The sequence below is a fragment of the Streptomyces sp. NPDC059832 genome (genome assembly GCF_042731715.1).
Taxonomy (GTDB): domain Bacteria; phylum Actinomycetota; class Actinomycetes; order Streptomycetales; family Streptomycetaceae; genus Streptomyces.
In genome coordinates this window covers 470,434-483,640 of record NZ_JBHWIY010000003.1, presented here as the reverse complement: position 1 = coordinate 483,640, position 13,207 = coordinate 470,434, and the positions used below count along the sequence as shown (strand labels likewise).

The 13,207-nt window shown below is 73.2% G+C and carries 15 protein-coding genes and 1 pseudogene; 9 read left to right on the top strand and 7 right to left on the bottom strand.

The features are described 5' to 3' along the window. The first annotated feature begins 1 nt into the window (after position 1). Positions 2-1,339, top strand: coding sequence for an MFS transporter (locus ACFV8T_RS07465; protein WP_385325437.1), 1,338 nt, complete (start codon positions 2-4; stop codon positions 1,337-1,339). Next, positions 1,336-1,767 carry a DUF2809 domain-containing protein gene (locus ACFV8T_RS07460; RefSeq protein WP_385325435.1) on the top strand — a complete coding sequence of 144 codons (432 nt, stop codon included), beginning with the start codon at positions 1,336-1,338 and terminating at the stop codon, positions 1,765-1,767. The genes ACFV8T_RS07465 and ACFV8T_RS07460 overlap by 4 nt, the downstream gene beginning before the upstream one ends. Here the strand turns inward: ACFV8T_RS07460 and ACFV8T_RS07455 are convergent. Continuing rightward, complete coding sequence (locus ACFV8T_RS07455; protein WP_385325434.1) at positions 1,724-2,056, bottom strand: hypothetical protein; 333 nt, start codon at positions 2,054-2,056, stop codon at positions 1,724-1,726. The two genes, ACFV8T_RS07460 and ACFV8T_RS07455, sit on opposite strands and share 44 nt — an antisense overlap. 173 nt (positions 2,057-2,229) lie before the next feature. On the opposite strand from ACFV8T_RS07455, the gene ACFV8T_RS07450 reads away from it, so the two are divergent. Further along, positions 2,230-3,573 carry an MFS transporter gene (locus ACFV8T_RS07450; protein ID WP_385325432.1) on the top strand — a complete coding sequence of 448 codons (1,344 nt, stop codon included), beginning with the start codon at positions 2,230-2,232 and terminating at the stop codon, positions 3,571-3,573. Positions 3,574-3,584: 11 nt separating this feature from the next. Here ACFV8T_RS07450 and ACFV8T_RS07445 read toward each other — a convergent pair whose 3' ends face one another. Together ACFV8T_RS07445 and ACFV8T_RS07440 are read right to left on the bottom strand one after the other, a co-directional pair. Beyond that, positions 3,585-4,331, bottom strand: a complete 747-nt coding sequence (locus tag ACFV8T_RS07445) for a DUF6585 family protein (RefSeq protein ID WP_385325431.1) — start codon at positions 4,329-4,331, stop codon at positions 3,585-3,587. 80 nt (positions 4,332-4,411) lie between these two features. Next, complete coding sequence (locus ACFV8T_RS07440; RefSeq protein ID WP_385325570.1) at positions 4,412-5,506, bottom strand: M20 family metallopeptidase; 1,095 nt, start codon at positions 5,504-5,506, stop codon at positions 4,412-4,414. Between the two features lie 188 nt (positions 5,507-5,694). Here ACFV8T_RS07440 and ACFV8T_RS07435 point away from each other — a divergent pair, with 188 nt between their 5' ends. Next, positions 5,695-6,609, top strand: coding sequence for a LysR family transcriptional regulator (locus ACFV8T_RS07435; RefSeq protein ID WP_385325429.1), 915 nt, complete (start codon positions 5,695-5,697; stop codon positions 6,607-6,609). Between the two features lie 46 nt (positions 6,610-6,655). Here ACFV8T_RS07435 and ACFV8T_RS07430 read toward each other — a convergent pair whose 3' ends face one another. After that, positions 6,656-7,273 (bottom strand): flavin reductase family protein, encoded by a 618-nt coding sequence (locus ACFV8T_RS07430; protein ID WP_385325568.1) that lies wholly within the window; start codon positions 7,271-7,273, stop codon positions 6,656-6,658. Between the two features lie 109 nt (positions 7,274-7,382). Here ACFV8T_RS07430 and ACFV8T_RS07425 point away from each other — a divergent pair, with 109 nt between their 5' ends. From ACFV8T_RS07425 to ACFV8T_RS07415, 3 genes and pseudogenes are all read left to right on the top strand, one after another. Then, entirely contained in the window at positions 7,383-7,769 is a 387-nt protein-coding gene (locus ACFV8T_RS07425; protein WP_385325427.1) for a PadR family transcriptional regulator, read from the top strand. Further along, the gene (locus ACFV8T_RS07420) at positions 7,766-8,458 is read left to right on the top strand and encodes a DUF1700 domain-containing protein (protein WP_385325426.1); all 693 of its coding nucleotides are present in this window, start codon (positions 7,766-7,768) and stop codon (positions 8,456-8,458) included. Before ACFV8T_RS07425 ends, ACFV8T_RS07420 begins: the two co-directional genes overlap by 4 nt. A gap of 127 nt (positions 8,459-8,585) precedes the next feature. Continuing rightward, positions 8,586-9,227: pseudogene (locus ACFV8T_RS07415) on the top strand (phosphatase PAP2 family protein); the annotation flags it as partial. 39 nt (positions 9,228-9,266) lie between these two features. Here ACFV8T_RS07415 and ACFV8T_RS07410 read toward each other — a convergent pair. Continuing rightward, the gene (locus ACFV8T_RS07410; protein ID WP_385325425.1) at positions 9,267-9,953 is read right to left on the bottom strand and encodes a response regulator; all 687 of its coding nucleotides are present in this window, start codon (positions 9,951-9,953) and stop codon (positions 9,267-9,269) included. Positions 9,954-9,987: 34 nt separating this feature from the next. Beyond that, complete coding sequence (locus tag ACFV8T_RS07405; protein WP_385325424.1) at positions 9,988-11,475, bottom strand: sensor histidine kinase; 1,488 nt, start codon at positions 11,473-11,475, stop codon at positions 9,988-9,990. Between ACFV8T_RS07405 and ACFV8T_RS07400 the strand changes: the two genes are divergently transcribed. Next, positions 11,468-11,638 (top strand): hypothetical protein, encoded by a 171-nt coding sequence (locus tag ACFV8T_RS07400; RefSeq protein ID WP_385325423.1) that lies wholly within the window; start codon positions 11,468-11,470, stop codon positions 11,636-11,638. The two genes, ACFV8T_RS07405 and ACFV8T_RS07400, sit on opposite strands and share 8 nt — an antisense overlap. A 79-nt stretch (positions 11,639-11,717) precedes the next feature. Then, the gene (locus ACFV8T_RS07395) at positions 11,718-12,281 is read left to right on the top strand and encodes a Uma2 family endonuclease (RefSeq protein WP_385325422.1); all 564 of its coding nucleotides are present in this window, start codon (positions 11,718-11,720) and stop codon (positions 12,279-12,281) included. A 10-nt stretch (positions 12,282-12,291) separates the two neighbouring features. Here ACFV8T_RS07395 and ACFV8T_RS07390 read toward each other — a convergent pair whose 3' ends face one another. Continuing rightward, on the bottom strand, positions 12,292-13,131 hold the full coding sequence (locus ACFV8T_RS07390) for an enoyl-CoA hydratase/isomerase family protein (RefSeq protein WP_385325420.1): 840 nt from the start codon (positions 13,129-13,131) through the stop codon (positions 12,292-12,294). Positions 13,132-13,207: the final 76 nt, after the last annotated feature.

Here is a 13,207-nt window from a genome sequence, read left to right as displayed (position 1 = left end):
TGTGAAGGAAAAGTCAGCGGAGCACCCGCGCATTCCCGCCGTCGAACGCGATGGTGTGCAGCCCCTTTTGCCCGGTTCACCCAGTTTGCGCGCGAGGGGCGGCGGACTCGGTGACGGCCTGGGGGACGGCCTGGGCGATGGCCGGTCGGAAGGGCTCTGGAACCGTAACTTCCGGCTCTTCTTCGTCGCCCGCACCGCCGCGCTCTTCGGTGACGGCATGATCCCGGTGGCGCTCACCGCGGGACTGCTGGGGGCCGGCCGGCCGCACTCCTCGGTGGGCTTCGCGCTCGCGGCCTGGATGGGGCCGCTGGCGCTCTTCGTGCTCTTCGGCGGCGTACTGGCGGACCGGTTCACCCCCCGCCGGATGATGATCCTAGCGGATGCGCTGCGGCTGGTCGGGGCCTCGGTGCTGGCGTTCTCCTTCGCCACCGGGAACCCGCCGCTGTGGGTGGTGTACACGCTCAGTTCGGTGGCCGGGGTGGGCGCCGCGCTCTTCCAGCCGGGCGTCGCCTCGACCGTGCCCCGGGTGGCCTCGGACGTGCAGCGGGGCAACGCGGTGCTGAGGGTCTCCGAGGCGCTGATGACCATGGCGGGCCCGGCCTTCGCGGGCATGCTCGTCGGGCTGGCCAGCGCCGGGGCGGTCTACGCGGCGAACGCGTCGACGTTCCTGGTCTCCGGCCTCTGCCTGTTCCTGCTCCGGCTCGCCCCGGCCCCGTCGGACGACGCGCAGCGCGGCGGCTTCGTCGCCGAACTGGTCGACGGCTGGCGGGAGTTCCGGGCCCGCAGCTGGCTGTGGGGGGTGATCGCGATCTGGACGGTGTACGGCTTCATGGTGCTCGGCCCGATGCTGCCGCTCACCGCGGTCGAGGTCACCGAGGCGCACGGCTCGGGGACGTACGGCGTGATGATGGCGGTGAACGGCGCGGGCAGCGTCGTCGGCGGGCTGCTCGCCCTGCGCCTGAGGCCCCGCCGCCCGCTCGCGGCCGGGGCCGTCGCGCTGACCGGGGTCTGCGTGAACCTGCTGGTGCTGGGCCTCGGGCTGCCGGTGCCCGCGCTCGGGGCGGGGCAGTTCGTGGCGGGTGCGGCGTTCGCGTTCTGGCTGGTGATGTGGTCGACGACGGTCCAGACCCATGTGCCGCCCGAGGCGCTGAACCGCCTGCACGCGTACGACGTGGCGGGCTCGTTGCTGATGCTGGCGGCGGGCCGGGCACTGGCGGGACCGGTCGCGGACCAGGTGGGGGCGCCCGAGGTGCTGCTGGCCGGAGCGGTGATCAACATGGTGGTGGTGGCGGTACTGCTGGTGGCCCGGCCGATCAGCCGGCTGGAGCGGATCGCGTGACCGGGGGACCGGTGGCCGCGCCCCGGACGGGCCCGCGCGCACGCGCGGTCGCGGCCGGGGCCGCGGTCCTGACCGTCCTCGCCGGGCTCGGGGTCAGGGCACTCGCGGACGGCGCCTTCGCCAAGTACGCCGGGGACGCGCTCTACACGGTACTGATCTGCGCCCTGGCCGCCGTGATCGCGCCCGGCGCGCGGCCGGTCGTCCGGGCCGGGGCGGCGCTGGCGTTCAGCTGGGCGGTGGAGCTGCTGCAACTGACCGGGGTGCCCGCGGAGCTCTCCCGGCACAGCACGGTGGCGCGGCTGGTGCTCGGCTCGACCTTCGGCGCACCCGATCTGCTCTGGTACGCGGTGGGGGCGGGGTTCGCCTGGGCGGTGACGGCCCTGGTCACTTCTCCCGGCTGCGTTCCTCGGACTTCTGCATCTCGATGACCTCGAAGACATGGGCGCTGGTCTGCCTGCGCACACTGCCGGCGACCAGCAGTCCCGCACCGAGGACGGACAGGGGCGCGGAGATCCCCAGGACGGTCAGCTGCTTCGGCACGTCGCTCTCCACCTCGCACACCGACGACATGCCGCGGTAGCAGTACATGCCCTGCGGGTCCGCCAGCAGGAAGCCCAGCCGGACCCACAGGGCACAGGCGATGAGCAGCAGTACGGCGCCCCAGGTCTGCATCAGCGCGGAGCGGTGGTGGAAGTGCTGGCGTGCTGCCCACTGCATGGAATCCCCCGGATCGGTGCGTGACGAGGCCGGCGGGCCCGGCCCGTCGGCCGACTGGCGATCGTACGCGCACACCGGCCCGCCCGTCCGGGCCGCGGGGCGACGATCCCGGTGGCCCGATCCCTGCGAACGGTGTCCTTCCGGCCACTCGTGAGGAGAAGTGCCGCGGCCCGATGCTGAATGACGTGACCCAGACAACCGAAAGCGCCGCCCGGGACGACGACCGGCAGGCCACCCCCGCACCCCCCGGCCGCCCCTCCCGCCGACGTGTTCACCGCGCCTGGATCGTCGCCGTCGTCACCTTCGTGACGATCATCGGCGGCGCCGCCTTCAACTCCCTCCCCGGCCTCCTCATCGACCCGCTCAACACGGAGTTCGGCTGGTCACGCGGGGAGATCGGACTCGCCGTCTCCATCGACATGGCGCTGTACGGGCTCACCGCACCGTTCGCCGCCGCGCTGATGGACCGCTTCGGCATCCGCCGGGTCGTCGTCGTCGCCCTCAGCACCGTGGCGGCCGGGGCGCTGGCCAGCGTATGGATGACGGCCTCCTGGCAGCTGATGATCTACTGGGGCCTGCTCGTCGGCCTCGGCACCGGCTCCATGGCGCTGGCGTTCTCCGCCACGGTCACCAACCGCTGGTTCGTGGCCCGGCGCGGCCTGGTCACCGGCATCCTCACCGCGGCGGGCGCCTCCGGGCAGCTGGTCTTCCTGCCGCTGTGTGCCTGGATCGTCGAGGAACACGGCTGGCGCCCGGCCTCGGTGACGGTGGCGCTCGCGGCCCTGGTCGTCGTCCCGTTCGTCTGGTTCCTGCTCCGCGACCACCCGGCCGACGTGGGCCTCGCCCCGTACGGCGGCACCTACACGGAGAAGCCCGCACCCGCGCGCGGGGCGGCGCGGCGGACCGTACGCGTACTGATCGACGCGGCGCGCACCGGACCCTTCTGGCTGCTGGCCGGTACGTTCGCGATCTGCGGGGCCTCGACCAACGGTCTGATCCGTACGCACTTCGTGCCCTCGGCCCACGACCACGGCATGCCCATCACCGCCGCGGCCTCGCTGCTCGCCGTCATCGGGGTCTTCGACATTATCGGCACCGTCTTCTCCGGCTGGCTCACCGACCGCTTCGACGCCCGGCGGCTGCTCGCCGTCTACTACGCGCTGCGCGGCGTCTCGCTGCTCTTCCTGCCGATGCTGATGGCGCCGTCGGTGCATCCGCCGATGGTGTTCTTCATCGTCTTCTACGGCCTGGACTGGGTCGCCACCGTCCCGCCGACGCTGGCCCTGTGCCGTGAGCAGTACGGGGAGGACAGCGCCATCGTCTTCGGCTGGGTGCTGGCCTCCCACCAGGTGGGGGCGGCGCTGGTGGCGTTCCTGGGCGGAGTGGCGCGCGATGTGTTCGGCTCGTACGACATGGTCTGGTACGCGTCGGGGGCGCTGTGCGCGACGGCGGCGCTGATGGCGCTGGTGATCCGCCGGGTCCGGGAACCCTCGGACGCCGCCGTCGGGCTCGGCTGACGGCAGGCTCTTCAGGCTGCCGGGCCGTGGGCGGCGGAGAGGCGCTCGGCGACGGTCAGGAAGACGTGGAGGTTCGCGATGTCGCTGACCGCGACGCCGCACCAGAGGCCGGAGCCGCCGGTCCTCATGACACGGACCCGGCCCGCCGCGACCTGGATCTCCTGGACCTCGGACCAGGAGAGGTCGCCCTTCCCCCTGGCGGTCAGGCCGGTCCGGGAGAGCGACAGGTCCCCGAAGCCGACCGTCTCGCCGTCCAGGGCCGATTTCAGGACCGCCGGTCCCTGGGCGCGGAGAATGGCCTGCTGCATATGGGGTCCCCAGGTCTCGGGGTCTTCGTAGAAGTGCGTGATCCTCGCGCCGGTACGGCCCGGACCCACCGCGGAGTAGGCGTACTCGGTGGGTCCGGGGATACCGTTGATGATCTTCTGGGTGATGTCCTGGTAGAGCCGCACGGAATCCCAGCGGATGACGACCACGCCGTCACCGGACTGCGGGTGCACGATCATTCCGTTCTCGAACAGATGGAGACGCTTGGCGGCCTGTCTTCGGCTGAAGTCCGGATTCCGGCGCAGCCACCAGAAGAACAGCAGGCCGGGTATCACGAGCATCGCCAGCAGGTAGAGCGTCGTGAAGATGTAGAGGGCGAAGAGCAGTCTGTTCAGGCGCTTGGGGGCGAACGTGCCCTCCAGTGCGCCGAGTCGGTGGGTGGAGGCCAGTTCGGCGGCCTCCGCGGACAGGGCGTTCGGTGCTGCTGCCATGGACTTCTCCTTCGGGTGTGCGCCGGATGCGGTCGCGGTCCGGCCGTTTCCGCGGCCGGACCGCGTGCGGGGTGCGCGGGTCATCCCCTCGTCCGCGCGATCAGCCGGGCGAGCAGCCGGGCACGGGGGACCATCTGCCCGACCGCGACATGCTCGCTGTCCGCGTGGGCGCCGCTGCCGACGGCACCGAGGCCGTCCAGCGTCGGGACGCCCGCGCCCGCGGTGTAGTTGCCGTCCGACGCGCCGCCCACGGCGACGCCCCGCAGTGGTTCCTGCCCCAGCTCCGAGGCGATCTCGCGGGCGAGGGAGAACAGTTCGGCGGAGGAGCCCGGTTCCATCGGGGGCCGCCTCCTGCCGCCCAGTACGCGCAGCCGCGCCCCGGGTGTCCGGGCGGTCAGCCCCCGCATCAGGACGTCGATCCGGTCCTGCGCCGCCGTGGTGGGCACCCGCACGTCCACCGACACCTTCGCTCGGGCGGGCACGGTGTTGAGGGTGCTGCCGGCCGACAGCAGCGTCGGTGTGACGGTCGGGTCCCCCAGTACCGAACCGGTGGGGCCCATCGAGGCCGCGAGACCGGCGATGGCCAGGACCTGGTGGGCGGCCTCGATCGCCGCGTTGACCCCCTTCTCCGGTTCCTGACCGGCATGGGAGGCCCTTCCGTGCACCTCGACCTCGTACCGCGAAGTGCCCTTGCGGGCGGTCTTGAGGGCGCCCTCCGCATCGGCGGACGCCTCCAGCACGAAGGCCGCCGCGCAGCCGCGCGCGGATTCCTCGACCAGTTCCCTGGAGGTCGGGGAACCGACCTCCTCGTCCCCGTTGACCAGCACGCACACGCCGTCCGGGGACGGCAGGGAGGCCAGCGCGTGGAACATCTGCACCAGGCCCGCCTTCATGTCGAGGACCCCGGGGCCCCGGGCCGTCCCGTCGACCACCGACCAGGGATGTGTTTCCAGCGAACCCGTCGGCCACACGGTGTCGTGGTGCCCCAGCAGCAGCACCCGCGGTGTGCCGAAGACCCACCGCAGATGGGGCACCCCGGCGACCACGATCGTCTCCGGTGCCCGGCCCAGCAGTCTCTCGCCCTGGGCGCCGACGACCTCGGCGCTGCGGGCCAGCGCCGGGTGGTCGGACGAGAAGGACTCACAGACCACGAGCTCCTTCAGATCGGCCAGCATCGCGGACAGCGAGTCCGCGGCTCCCGCGGTCACCGGCCCCGCCCGGACCGGGTGTCAGACAGTAACGACACTTCTCCTCCTGGGAGTTGATACGGGGAAGTCCATGGGGCGGCACAGCTCTCCGGCCCCGTTCCTCGACGCTAGGGCCGGACAAGGCATTCCACCAGCGACTAGATTGCATGTGAGCCATGCATGGGGGGAATGTGTTCGAGATCGACGCACTGCGTCTGCTGGTGACGGTGGCCGACACCGGATCGTTCACGAAGGCCGCGGTCCGCCTCGACTACACGCAGTCCGCGGTGTCCCGGCGCATCGCCTCATTGGAGAAACGGGCGGGCGGTCCGCTCTTCGAACGGCTCGCCCGGGGCGTACGGCTGACCCCGGCCGGCCGGGCGCTGCACCGGCACGCGGTGGAGGTGCTCGCGCGGCTGGCGAGCGCGGAGCACGAGATGGCCGTGATCCATGCCGGGCGGGGCGGGCGGCTGCGCGTGGGGGCGTTCGCCACGGCCAACATCTCGCTGGTGCCCGCCGCGCTGCGGGCGTTCGTGCGGTCCAGGCCGGAGGTCGAGGTCGTCGCGGCCGAGGGCCGGACCGGTGAGCTGATGCGGCGCCTGGCGGAGGGGGCGCTGGACCTGGCGGTGGTCAGCGACTATCCGTCCGGTCTGCCGTCGGTCGACGCCGTCACGACGGAGGTGCTGCTGGCGGACGAGCTGTTCGTCGTCCTCCCGCGCGACCACCGCCTGGCCGGGGCCGGGACGATCGATCTGCGCGAACTGCGCGACGAGACCTGGCTCCAGGACGTGTCCGCCGACCGGCCGATGATGCTTGCCGAGGTGTGCGAGCGGGCCGGCTTCGAGCCGAAGCGGATCACCAGGATCGCCGAGTGGACCGGCAAGTTCGGCTACGCGGCGGCCGGGCTGGGGGTTGCGCTGGTCCCCTCGCTCGCCACCTGGGCGGTCCCCGCCGAACTCGCCGTCTGCCGGCTGGGCGACCTCGCCCCGCGCCGGACCGTACATGTCGCGCTGCCCGCCGTCCCGCTTCCGGCGGCACTGGCGCTGCGGGACCTGCTGCACGAAGCCGTCCCGCGCGACCCCCTCGGCTGAACAGCCGGTCCGCCGGGGCGGAACGGGGCGGAGCCGTGGTGCGCGCTCACCCGTCGAGCGGCCCGAACCGCCCGAACGCCCCCCGGTGGAACAGCAGCGGATCGGCCCCGTCCGCCGCCGCACCCAACGCCTCCACCCGGCCGACGACGATCAGATGGTCGCCCCCGGTGTGGACGGCCTGGACGCGGCAGTCGACCCAGGCCGCCACGGAGTCCAGCAGCGGCGACCCGGTCACCGGGGCGGCCTCGTACGCCACCCCCGCGAACTTGTCCGCGCCGCTCACCGCGAAGCCCCGGCACAGCGCGCCCTGGTGCGCTCCGAGGATGTTGACGCAGAAGGCCCCGGCGCGCGCGATGCGCGGCCAGGTCGTCGACGTACGGGCGACCATGAACGTGACCAGCGGCGGGTCGAGGGAGAGCGAGGCGAACGACTGGCAGGCGAAGCCCGCCGGGCCCTGCGGGTCGTCCGGGTCGTGCGCGGTGACGACGGTGACGCCGCTGGCGAAGCTCCCCAGCACGCGGCGGAATTCGCCCGGGTCGACGGGCGACCGCTCATCGGCGGCGACGGCTCGCAGATGCGGGCGCGGCAGCGCATCGACCGGTGCCGGTCCTGCGGTGGTGGCGGCGCCGACGGACCTGAGGTACCGGACGGCGATGGCGGCCATGCCTGCGTGTCCCATCACCCTTCGATTAGAGCTGACGACCCATCAGTTGGGAAGGGCCGGGGACCGGCAGCTTGGACATGCCTGTGCGCGGCAAGGTACATTGCATTGCATGGAACCAGGTGGTCCGAGCAACCGCTCTGCGAGCAAGGCCGAGAGCCAGCTCCGCAAGGGCGTGCTGGAGTACTGCGTGCTCGCCCTGATGCGTGACGGGGCGCGGTACGGGGTCGAGCTGCTGCGGGAGCTGGAGGAGACCGGGGCACTGGCGACCAGTCAGGGCACGGTGTATCCGCTGCTGTCACGGCTGCGACGGGACCAACTCGTCGTCACCACCTGGCAGGAGTCCGCCTCGGGCCCCCCGAGGCGCTACTACGAGCTGACCGAGGCCGGACGCACCGCGCTCGCGGAGTTCACGGGAACATGGCCCGCTTTCCGGAATGCCGTCGATCACCTTCTCGCGCCGAAGACGCACCCGCAGGTATCTGGAGAGACCGAATGATGAACACCGAGAAGTCGCAGAGCGTCGGGAGTGCCGGGACCGCCGGAAGCGGCGGGAGCGGCGCCGGGAGCGAATTGGTCCGGGACTACCTCGCGGCGGTCGAGCGCGAGGCGTCGGCGCTGCCGGCGGACCGCCGGCAGGAGCTCGTGGCCGATCTCGCCGAGCACATCGAGATCGCGCTCGCCGAGCGGCCCGACGGCAGTGACCGGGACGTTCTGCGTGAACTGGGCGACCCGCGCACCATCGCCGCCACCGCGCTCCAGGAGTCCGGGTTCGGCCCCGGGCCCGCTCCCGGTGCCGTCGCCGGTCCGGGTGCCGTCGCCGGTCCCGGCACCGGGGCGGGGAAGACGCCCGCGCGCCGCTCGCCCGCGTGGCTCGTGGTGCTGCTGCCGGTGCTCGCCTTCGGCCTCGGCTACCTCTGGGTGCCGCTCGGCTTCGCGCTGAAGGTCGCCGGAGCCGTCGTGCTGTTCAGATCCGGGCACTGGACGAAGAGCCAGAAGTGGACCGGCTTCGGCCTGACCGTGCTGGCGCCCTCGCTGATGAACGTCGCCTGGTTCCTCTTCAGCTACCCCAACGATCCGTCGCAGTCCGCGTACTGGACGGCGATTGCCGCGACGGCCGTCGTGACACTCGCCGGTGCGGGTTGGCTCTGGCGGGTGCGGAGCAGCGCGGACGCCGCGGCCGCGTAGTCCCGAGTGGGGCTCAGCCGTCACGGGCAGCCGTCACGGGCAGGGCCCACCCCTGACGAACGTCAGGGGTGGGCCCTGCCGTTCGGCCCGGGTCCGCGACCCCTCGCCGCTTCTAGGTTCACATCCCATGAGACGAGAAACCGGAAGCAGAACCCGGACCGGGCGGCCACTGCTCGCCTGCGTCGTCCTGGCCTCGGGGGCGGCGGCCGTCCTGGCGCTCGCCCCGGGCGGTCTGGGCTCGGCCCGTGCCGTGGAGGTGACGGACGGCGCCTCGGCGTCCCTGTACCGATCGGTGACCGGGGCGGTGGCCGAGGCGCCCTCCTGGGCGGGACCCCTGCTGGAGGCGGCCACCGACGGCACCCTGGTGGTCCTCGGCCTGCTGCTGGTGTGGGCCTGGTGGAGCGCCGAACGCCGCGGGGACACCCGGATGTCCGCGGGCACCGTGCTCACCGGCATCGGCACCGTGGCGGCGTACGCCGTCAGCGAGGCGGCGAAGCTGGTGGTGGACGAGGAACGCCCCTGCCGGGCCCTGCGCTCCATCGCGGAGACGGCCGCCGAGTGCCCGCCGCCGGGCGACTGGTCCTTCCCGAGCAACCACGCCACCCTGGCCGCCGGCCTCGCGGTGGGCCTGGCCGTGCTGCGCCCGCGCCTCGCCGCCGTCACCCTGCCGGTGGCCGTGGCGGCGGCCCTGCTGCGGGTCGTGGTGGGGGCGCACTACCCGCACGACGTGCTGGCCGGCGCGGTTCTCGGGGCCTCGGTGGTGGCGGCCGTACTGCTCGCGTTCCTGCCGCTCGCCCGGACCGCGGCGTCAGCGCTCGGGAGGCGGCTGCGGGGGCGCGGCGATCCCGGCCTCGTGGGCGACGACGGCCGCGGCGGCCCGGTTGTCCACGCCCAGCCGGGCCAGGATGGAGCTCACATGCGCCTTGACCGTCCCTTCCACCAGATGGAGCCGCCGGGCGATCTGGCCGTTGGACAGCCCGCTGCCGAGGAAGGCCAGTACGTCGCGTTCCCGGCCGGTGAGCGCGCCGACCCGTTCCCGGGCGGCGGTGCGGCGGCCGGCCAGGGCGCCCGCGCCCGTCGCCGAGAGATGGGCGACGACCCGCGCCGCGACCTTCGGTGACAGATAGGCGGCCCCGTCGGCCACCGCGCGGACCCCCGCGATCAGCTCCTCGGGCTCGCCCGACTTGATCAGGAAGCCGGCGGCGCCGCCTCCGAGCGCCTGGAGGATGTAGTCGTCCTCACCGAAGGTCGTGAGCATCACGACCCCCGTCCCCGGCGCGGTGCGCCGGATCTCGGCCGCTGCCTCGATGCCGTTCATCCCGGGCATCCGGATGTCGAGCACGGCGACGGCCGGGCGGTGGCGGCGGACCAGCTCCACGGCCTCGTGTCCGTCGGCGGCCTCGGCGACGACACCGATCTCCGGATCGGTGGACAGCACGGAGCGCACCCCCGCGCGGATCATCGGCTCGTCGTCGGCGATCAGCACCCGGATCACCGGCCGCTCACCGTTCCTTCCCCGCGTGGCGCACTCATGGGGTCAGGGCCTCCTTGGACATCAGCCGGCCGTCCCGGAAACAGAGCCGGTAGGCGTCCCCGGACCGGTCGTCGAAGCGGTCCGCCGTCATCGCGTAGTACGCGCATGTGATGCCTGCTCCCCTCGGTTCCCCGGCCACCGGCCGCTGGGTGGTCTCACGGTCGGGCAGCAGCCGCCGGACCGACTCCCGATCCTGTCCCACCCGCAGCCGGGCGTAGTCGCCCGGGTCCAGTACGGACTGCCGGGCCGAGCGGATGTCCCAGGCCATCAGGGCGGCACTCAGCACCGCCCATGCCACCAGGGGCAGTACGACCGCGAGGGCCAGCGCCCGGCGGGCGCGGCTGCGGGCGTGCCGGTGCTCCGGCGGCAGGGCCGGGGGAGCGGGCCTCGGTACGGCGGGCGGCCGGTGGGCGGGCGCGGTGTGCGGTATCCGCGCGGTGACCGCGAAGCCGCCCTCGTACGGGCCGTAGGCGAAGGTGCCGCCCGTCAGCCGTACCCGCTCGTCGAGCCCGATCAGCCCCCGCCCGGTGCCCGGGACGTCCTCGGCGCGGGACGGCGCGGGCGCGGGCCCGTTCTCCACCCGGATCGTCGTCTCCCCGGCCGTGTGCGTCACCCGTACGTCCACCCGCGCCCGCGGCGCGTGCTTGGCCGCGTTGGTCAGGGCCTCCTGGACCACCCGGTGGGCGGCCCGCGCGGCCGACGGGGGCATGGTGCCGGCGTCCCCCTCGATCCGCAGGCCGACCGCGAGCCCGGCAGCCGCGGCCTCCCCGACCAGCCGGGGAATGCCGGTGCCGGGCGGCTGCGGAGGTTCGTCGTCCGCCTCCTCGCGCAGCAGGCCGATCACCTCGCCGAGCCGCTCCACCGACGCCGCCGCGCGGGCCCGGATCTCCCCGGCCGCGGCCCGGTGCGCCTCGTCCAGGCCGGGGGCCAGTTTGAGGGCACCGGCCGACAGGGCGATGAGACTGAGGTCGTGCCCGAGGACGTCGTGCATGTCCTGGGCGATCCGGGCCCGTTCCCGGGACCGCGCCTGCTCGGCGACGAGCCGCTGTTCGCGCTCCAGCCGGCCCGCCCGTTCCCAGCCCGCCCGGACGAGCTCCTGGTACTGGCGCCAGAAGCGCCCCGCGAACCACGGCAGCATCGCGGCCACCGCCACCACCGCGACGAACCGCCCCGCCATCAGCAGCCAGGAGGGCACCAGCGCCACCGCCACCACTCCGCCGGCCACCACCGCGACGAGCACGAGGACCGGGGGCCCGGTCCTTCCCGGCTCCCGGCCCGCGAAGAACGCCGCCACGGCGGCGGGCAGGGCCCACCACGGGCTGACCGCGCTCAGCCCGACACAGACCGCCGCACCGACGGCCAGAAGATTCCCCGGCGCGACGACGGCCCGCCGGACCGCACCGCTGATCACCACTCTGTCCACCCGGACGACCGTACGCAGCCGGGGAGCGCCCCGACACTGCCGAAAGTCACCGTTGCCCATTCCCTCGCACGGGGCGCGCCGGGTCGCCCAGGCCGTGATCCCCCACCTGCGCGCGCGGGGCTCCGGGCGCCTCCTCCAGTCCGACGCCGTCCTGGCGATGGACCGGGCCCGCGAGGAGCAGTACCGCGCCTGGGAATCCCTCAGCCGCATGGCCCCGGGGTGAGCGCGAGCGACTGCGACCGCACCTGGTCGCAGGCCGCTACTCTGAGTTGTCGGACCGGCTGAGCGGGAGGACACACCCAATGACCAGTGCGCCCGACTACAGCCAGGGCATCGATTCCGAGCGCGCCCTGAAGTTCGCGGTGCAGCGGATCCGCGGGGACCGCGCCCAGATCATCGAAGGGATCATCGAGCCCGTGACGCCGACCTGGGACCACGAACGGGCGGCCCGAGTCGTCCGTCGGCAGATCGAGGACCGCGTGGACGAACTCGGCTGCGTCGAAGGCTCGGGCAATCTGGACCTGCCCGGTTCGTCGAACTGGTACGTCCCCGACATCGCCGTCGTGCCCGAGGGACTGGCGAAGGGGGGCGGGGCCCTTCTCCCCGATCAGACCCTGCTCGTCGTGGAGGTCACGTCGGAGTCGAATGCGGAAACCGACCGTGTCGTGAAGCGGCGACGCTACGCCGAGTACCGTGCCCCGCTGTATCTCCTCGTCGACCGGATCGAGGGCAGCGTGACCCTGTTCTCCGAGCCGGGTCACCTGGGCTACACCCATGTGGACGGTCCGCACCCGTTCGGTGCGGTTCTGAGGCTGCCGCACCCGTTCGACCTGGACCTGGACACCGGAGGCCTGTCGCCCGCGTGATCGCTCGGAGCTAGATCCCCCGGTACTTCGGCACTCGCCGTTCCACGAAGCTCGCCACGCCCTCGTTGGCGTCCTGCGTCGTCATGTTGATCTCCTGGGCCATGGCCTCGGCGGCGAACGCCGTCGACCGGTCGGTGTCCATCGACGCGTTGACGAGCTGCTTGGTGAGGGTGATCGCACGGGTCGGCCCCTCGGCCAGCCGTTGCGCCCACGCCCGCGCCGTCCCCGCCAACTCCTCGTCCTTCACCACCCGGTTGACCAGCCCCAGGCGTTCCGCCTCCGCCGCCGGGAGCGAGTCGCCGAAGAACATCAGCTCCTTGGCGCGCTGCGGGCCGATCAGCCGCGGCAGCAGATACGCACCGCCGCCGTCGGGCACGAGACCGCGGCGTACGAACACCTCGATGAACTTCGCCGATTCGGCCGCCAGCACCAGATCGCAGGCGAACGCGAGGTGGGCGCCGAGGCCGGCCGCCGTGCCGTTGACGGCCGCGACGACGGGCTTCTCGCAGTCCAGGACCGCGGCGATCAGACGCTGTGCGCCGAGCCGGATCGTCCGGGCCACATCGCCCGGCACCCGCTCGCCGGCCGCCGGGGCGCCGCGCAGGTCGGCGCCCGCGCAGAAACCGCGGCCGGTGGCGGTGAGGACGACCACCCGGACCGCCGGGTCGGCGGAGGCCTCGGCGAGCAGGCCGATGACGCGTTCCCGCTGCTCCCAGGTGACGGCGTTCATCGCCTCGGGCCGGTTGAGCGTGATCCAGGAGACGCCGTTGTCAGTGGCGTGGAGTACCAATGAATGGAGCGGGTCGGCGGACTCGGCGGACTCGGTGATGTCTTCGGGGGAGGACGGCATGGGGCAGCTCCTGGGCGGTCGCAGTGATGAGCGCGGTAGCGGGTGCGGCAGTGGCCGCGAGGGCGAGCGGGTCGGG

Excerpts from the sequence above, each read along its gene's own strand:
- ACFV8T_RS07455 (WP_385325434.1), bottom strand. The coding sequence starts at position 2,056 with ATGCAGTGGGCAGCACGCCAGCACTTCCACCACCGCTCCGCGCTGATG.
- ACFV8T_RS07450 (WP_385325432.1), top strand. The coding sequence starts at position 2,230 with ATGCTGAATGACGTGACCCAGACAACCGAAAGCGCCGCCCGGGACGAC.
- ACFV8T_RS07445 (WP_385325431.1), bottom strand. The coding sequence starts at position 4,331 with ATGGCAGCAGCACCGAACGCCCTGTCCGCGGAGGCCGCCGAACTGGCC.
- ACFV8T_RS07440 (WP_385325570.1), bottom strand. The coding sequence starts at position 5,506 with ATGCTGGCCGATCTGAAGGAGCTCGTGGTCTGTGAGTCCTTCTCGTCC.
- ACFV8T_RS07435 (WP_385325429.1), top strand. The coding sequence starts at position 5,695 with ATGCATGGGGGGAATGTGTTCGAGATCGACGCACTGCGTCTGCTGGTG.
- ACFV8T_RS07430 (WP_385325568.1), bottom strand. The coding sequence starts at position 7,273 with ATGGCCGCCATCGCCGTCCGGTACCTCAGGTCCGTCGGCGCCGCCACC.
- ACFV8T_RS07425 (WP_385325427.1), top strand. The coding sequence starts at position 7,383 with ATGGAACCAGGTGGTCCGAGCAACCGCTCTGCGAGCAAGGCCGAGAGC.
- ACFV8T_RS07420 (WP_385325426.1), top strand. The coding sequence starts at position 7,766 with ATGATGAACACCGAGAAGTCGCAGAGCGTCGGGAGTGCCGGGACCGCC.
- ACFV8T_RS07405 (WP_385325424.1), bottom strand. The coding sequence starts at position 11,475 with ATGGGCAACGGTGACTTTCGGCAGTGTCGGGGCGCTCCCCGGCTGCGT.
- ACFV8T_RS07395 (WP_385325422.1), top strand. The coding sequence starts at position 11,718 with ATGACCAGTGCGCCCGACTACAGCCAGGGCATCGATTCCGAGCGCGCC.
- ACFV8T_RS07390 (WP_385325420.1), bottom strand. The coding sequence starts at position 13,131 with ATGCCGTCCTCCCCCGAAGACATCACCGAGTCCGCCGAGTCCGCCGAC.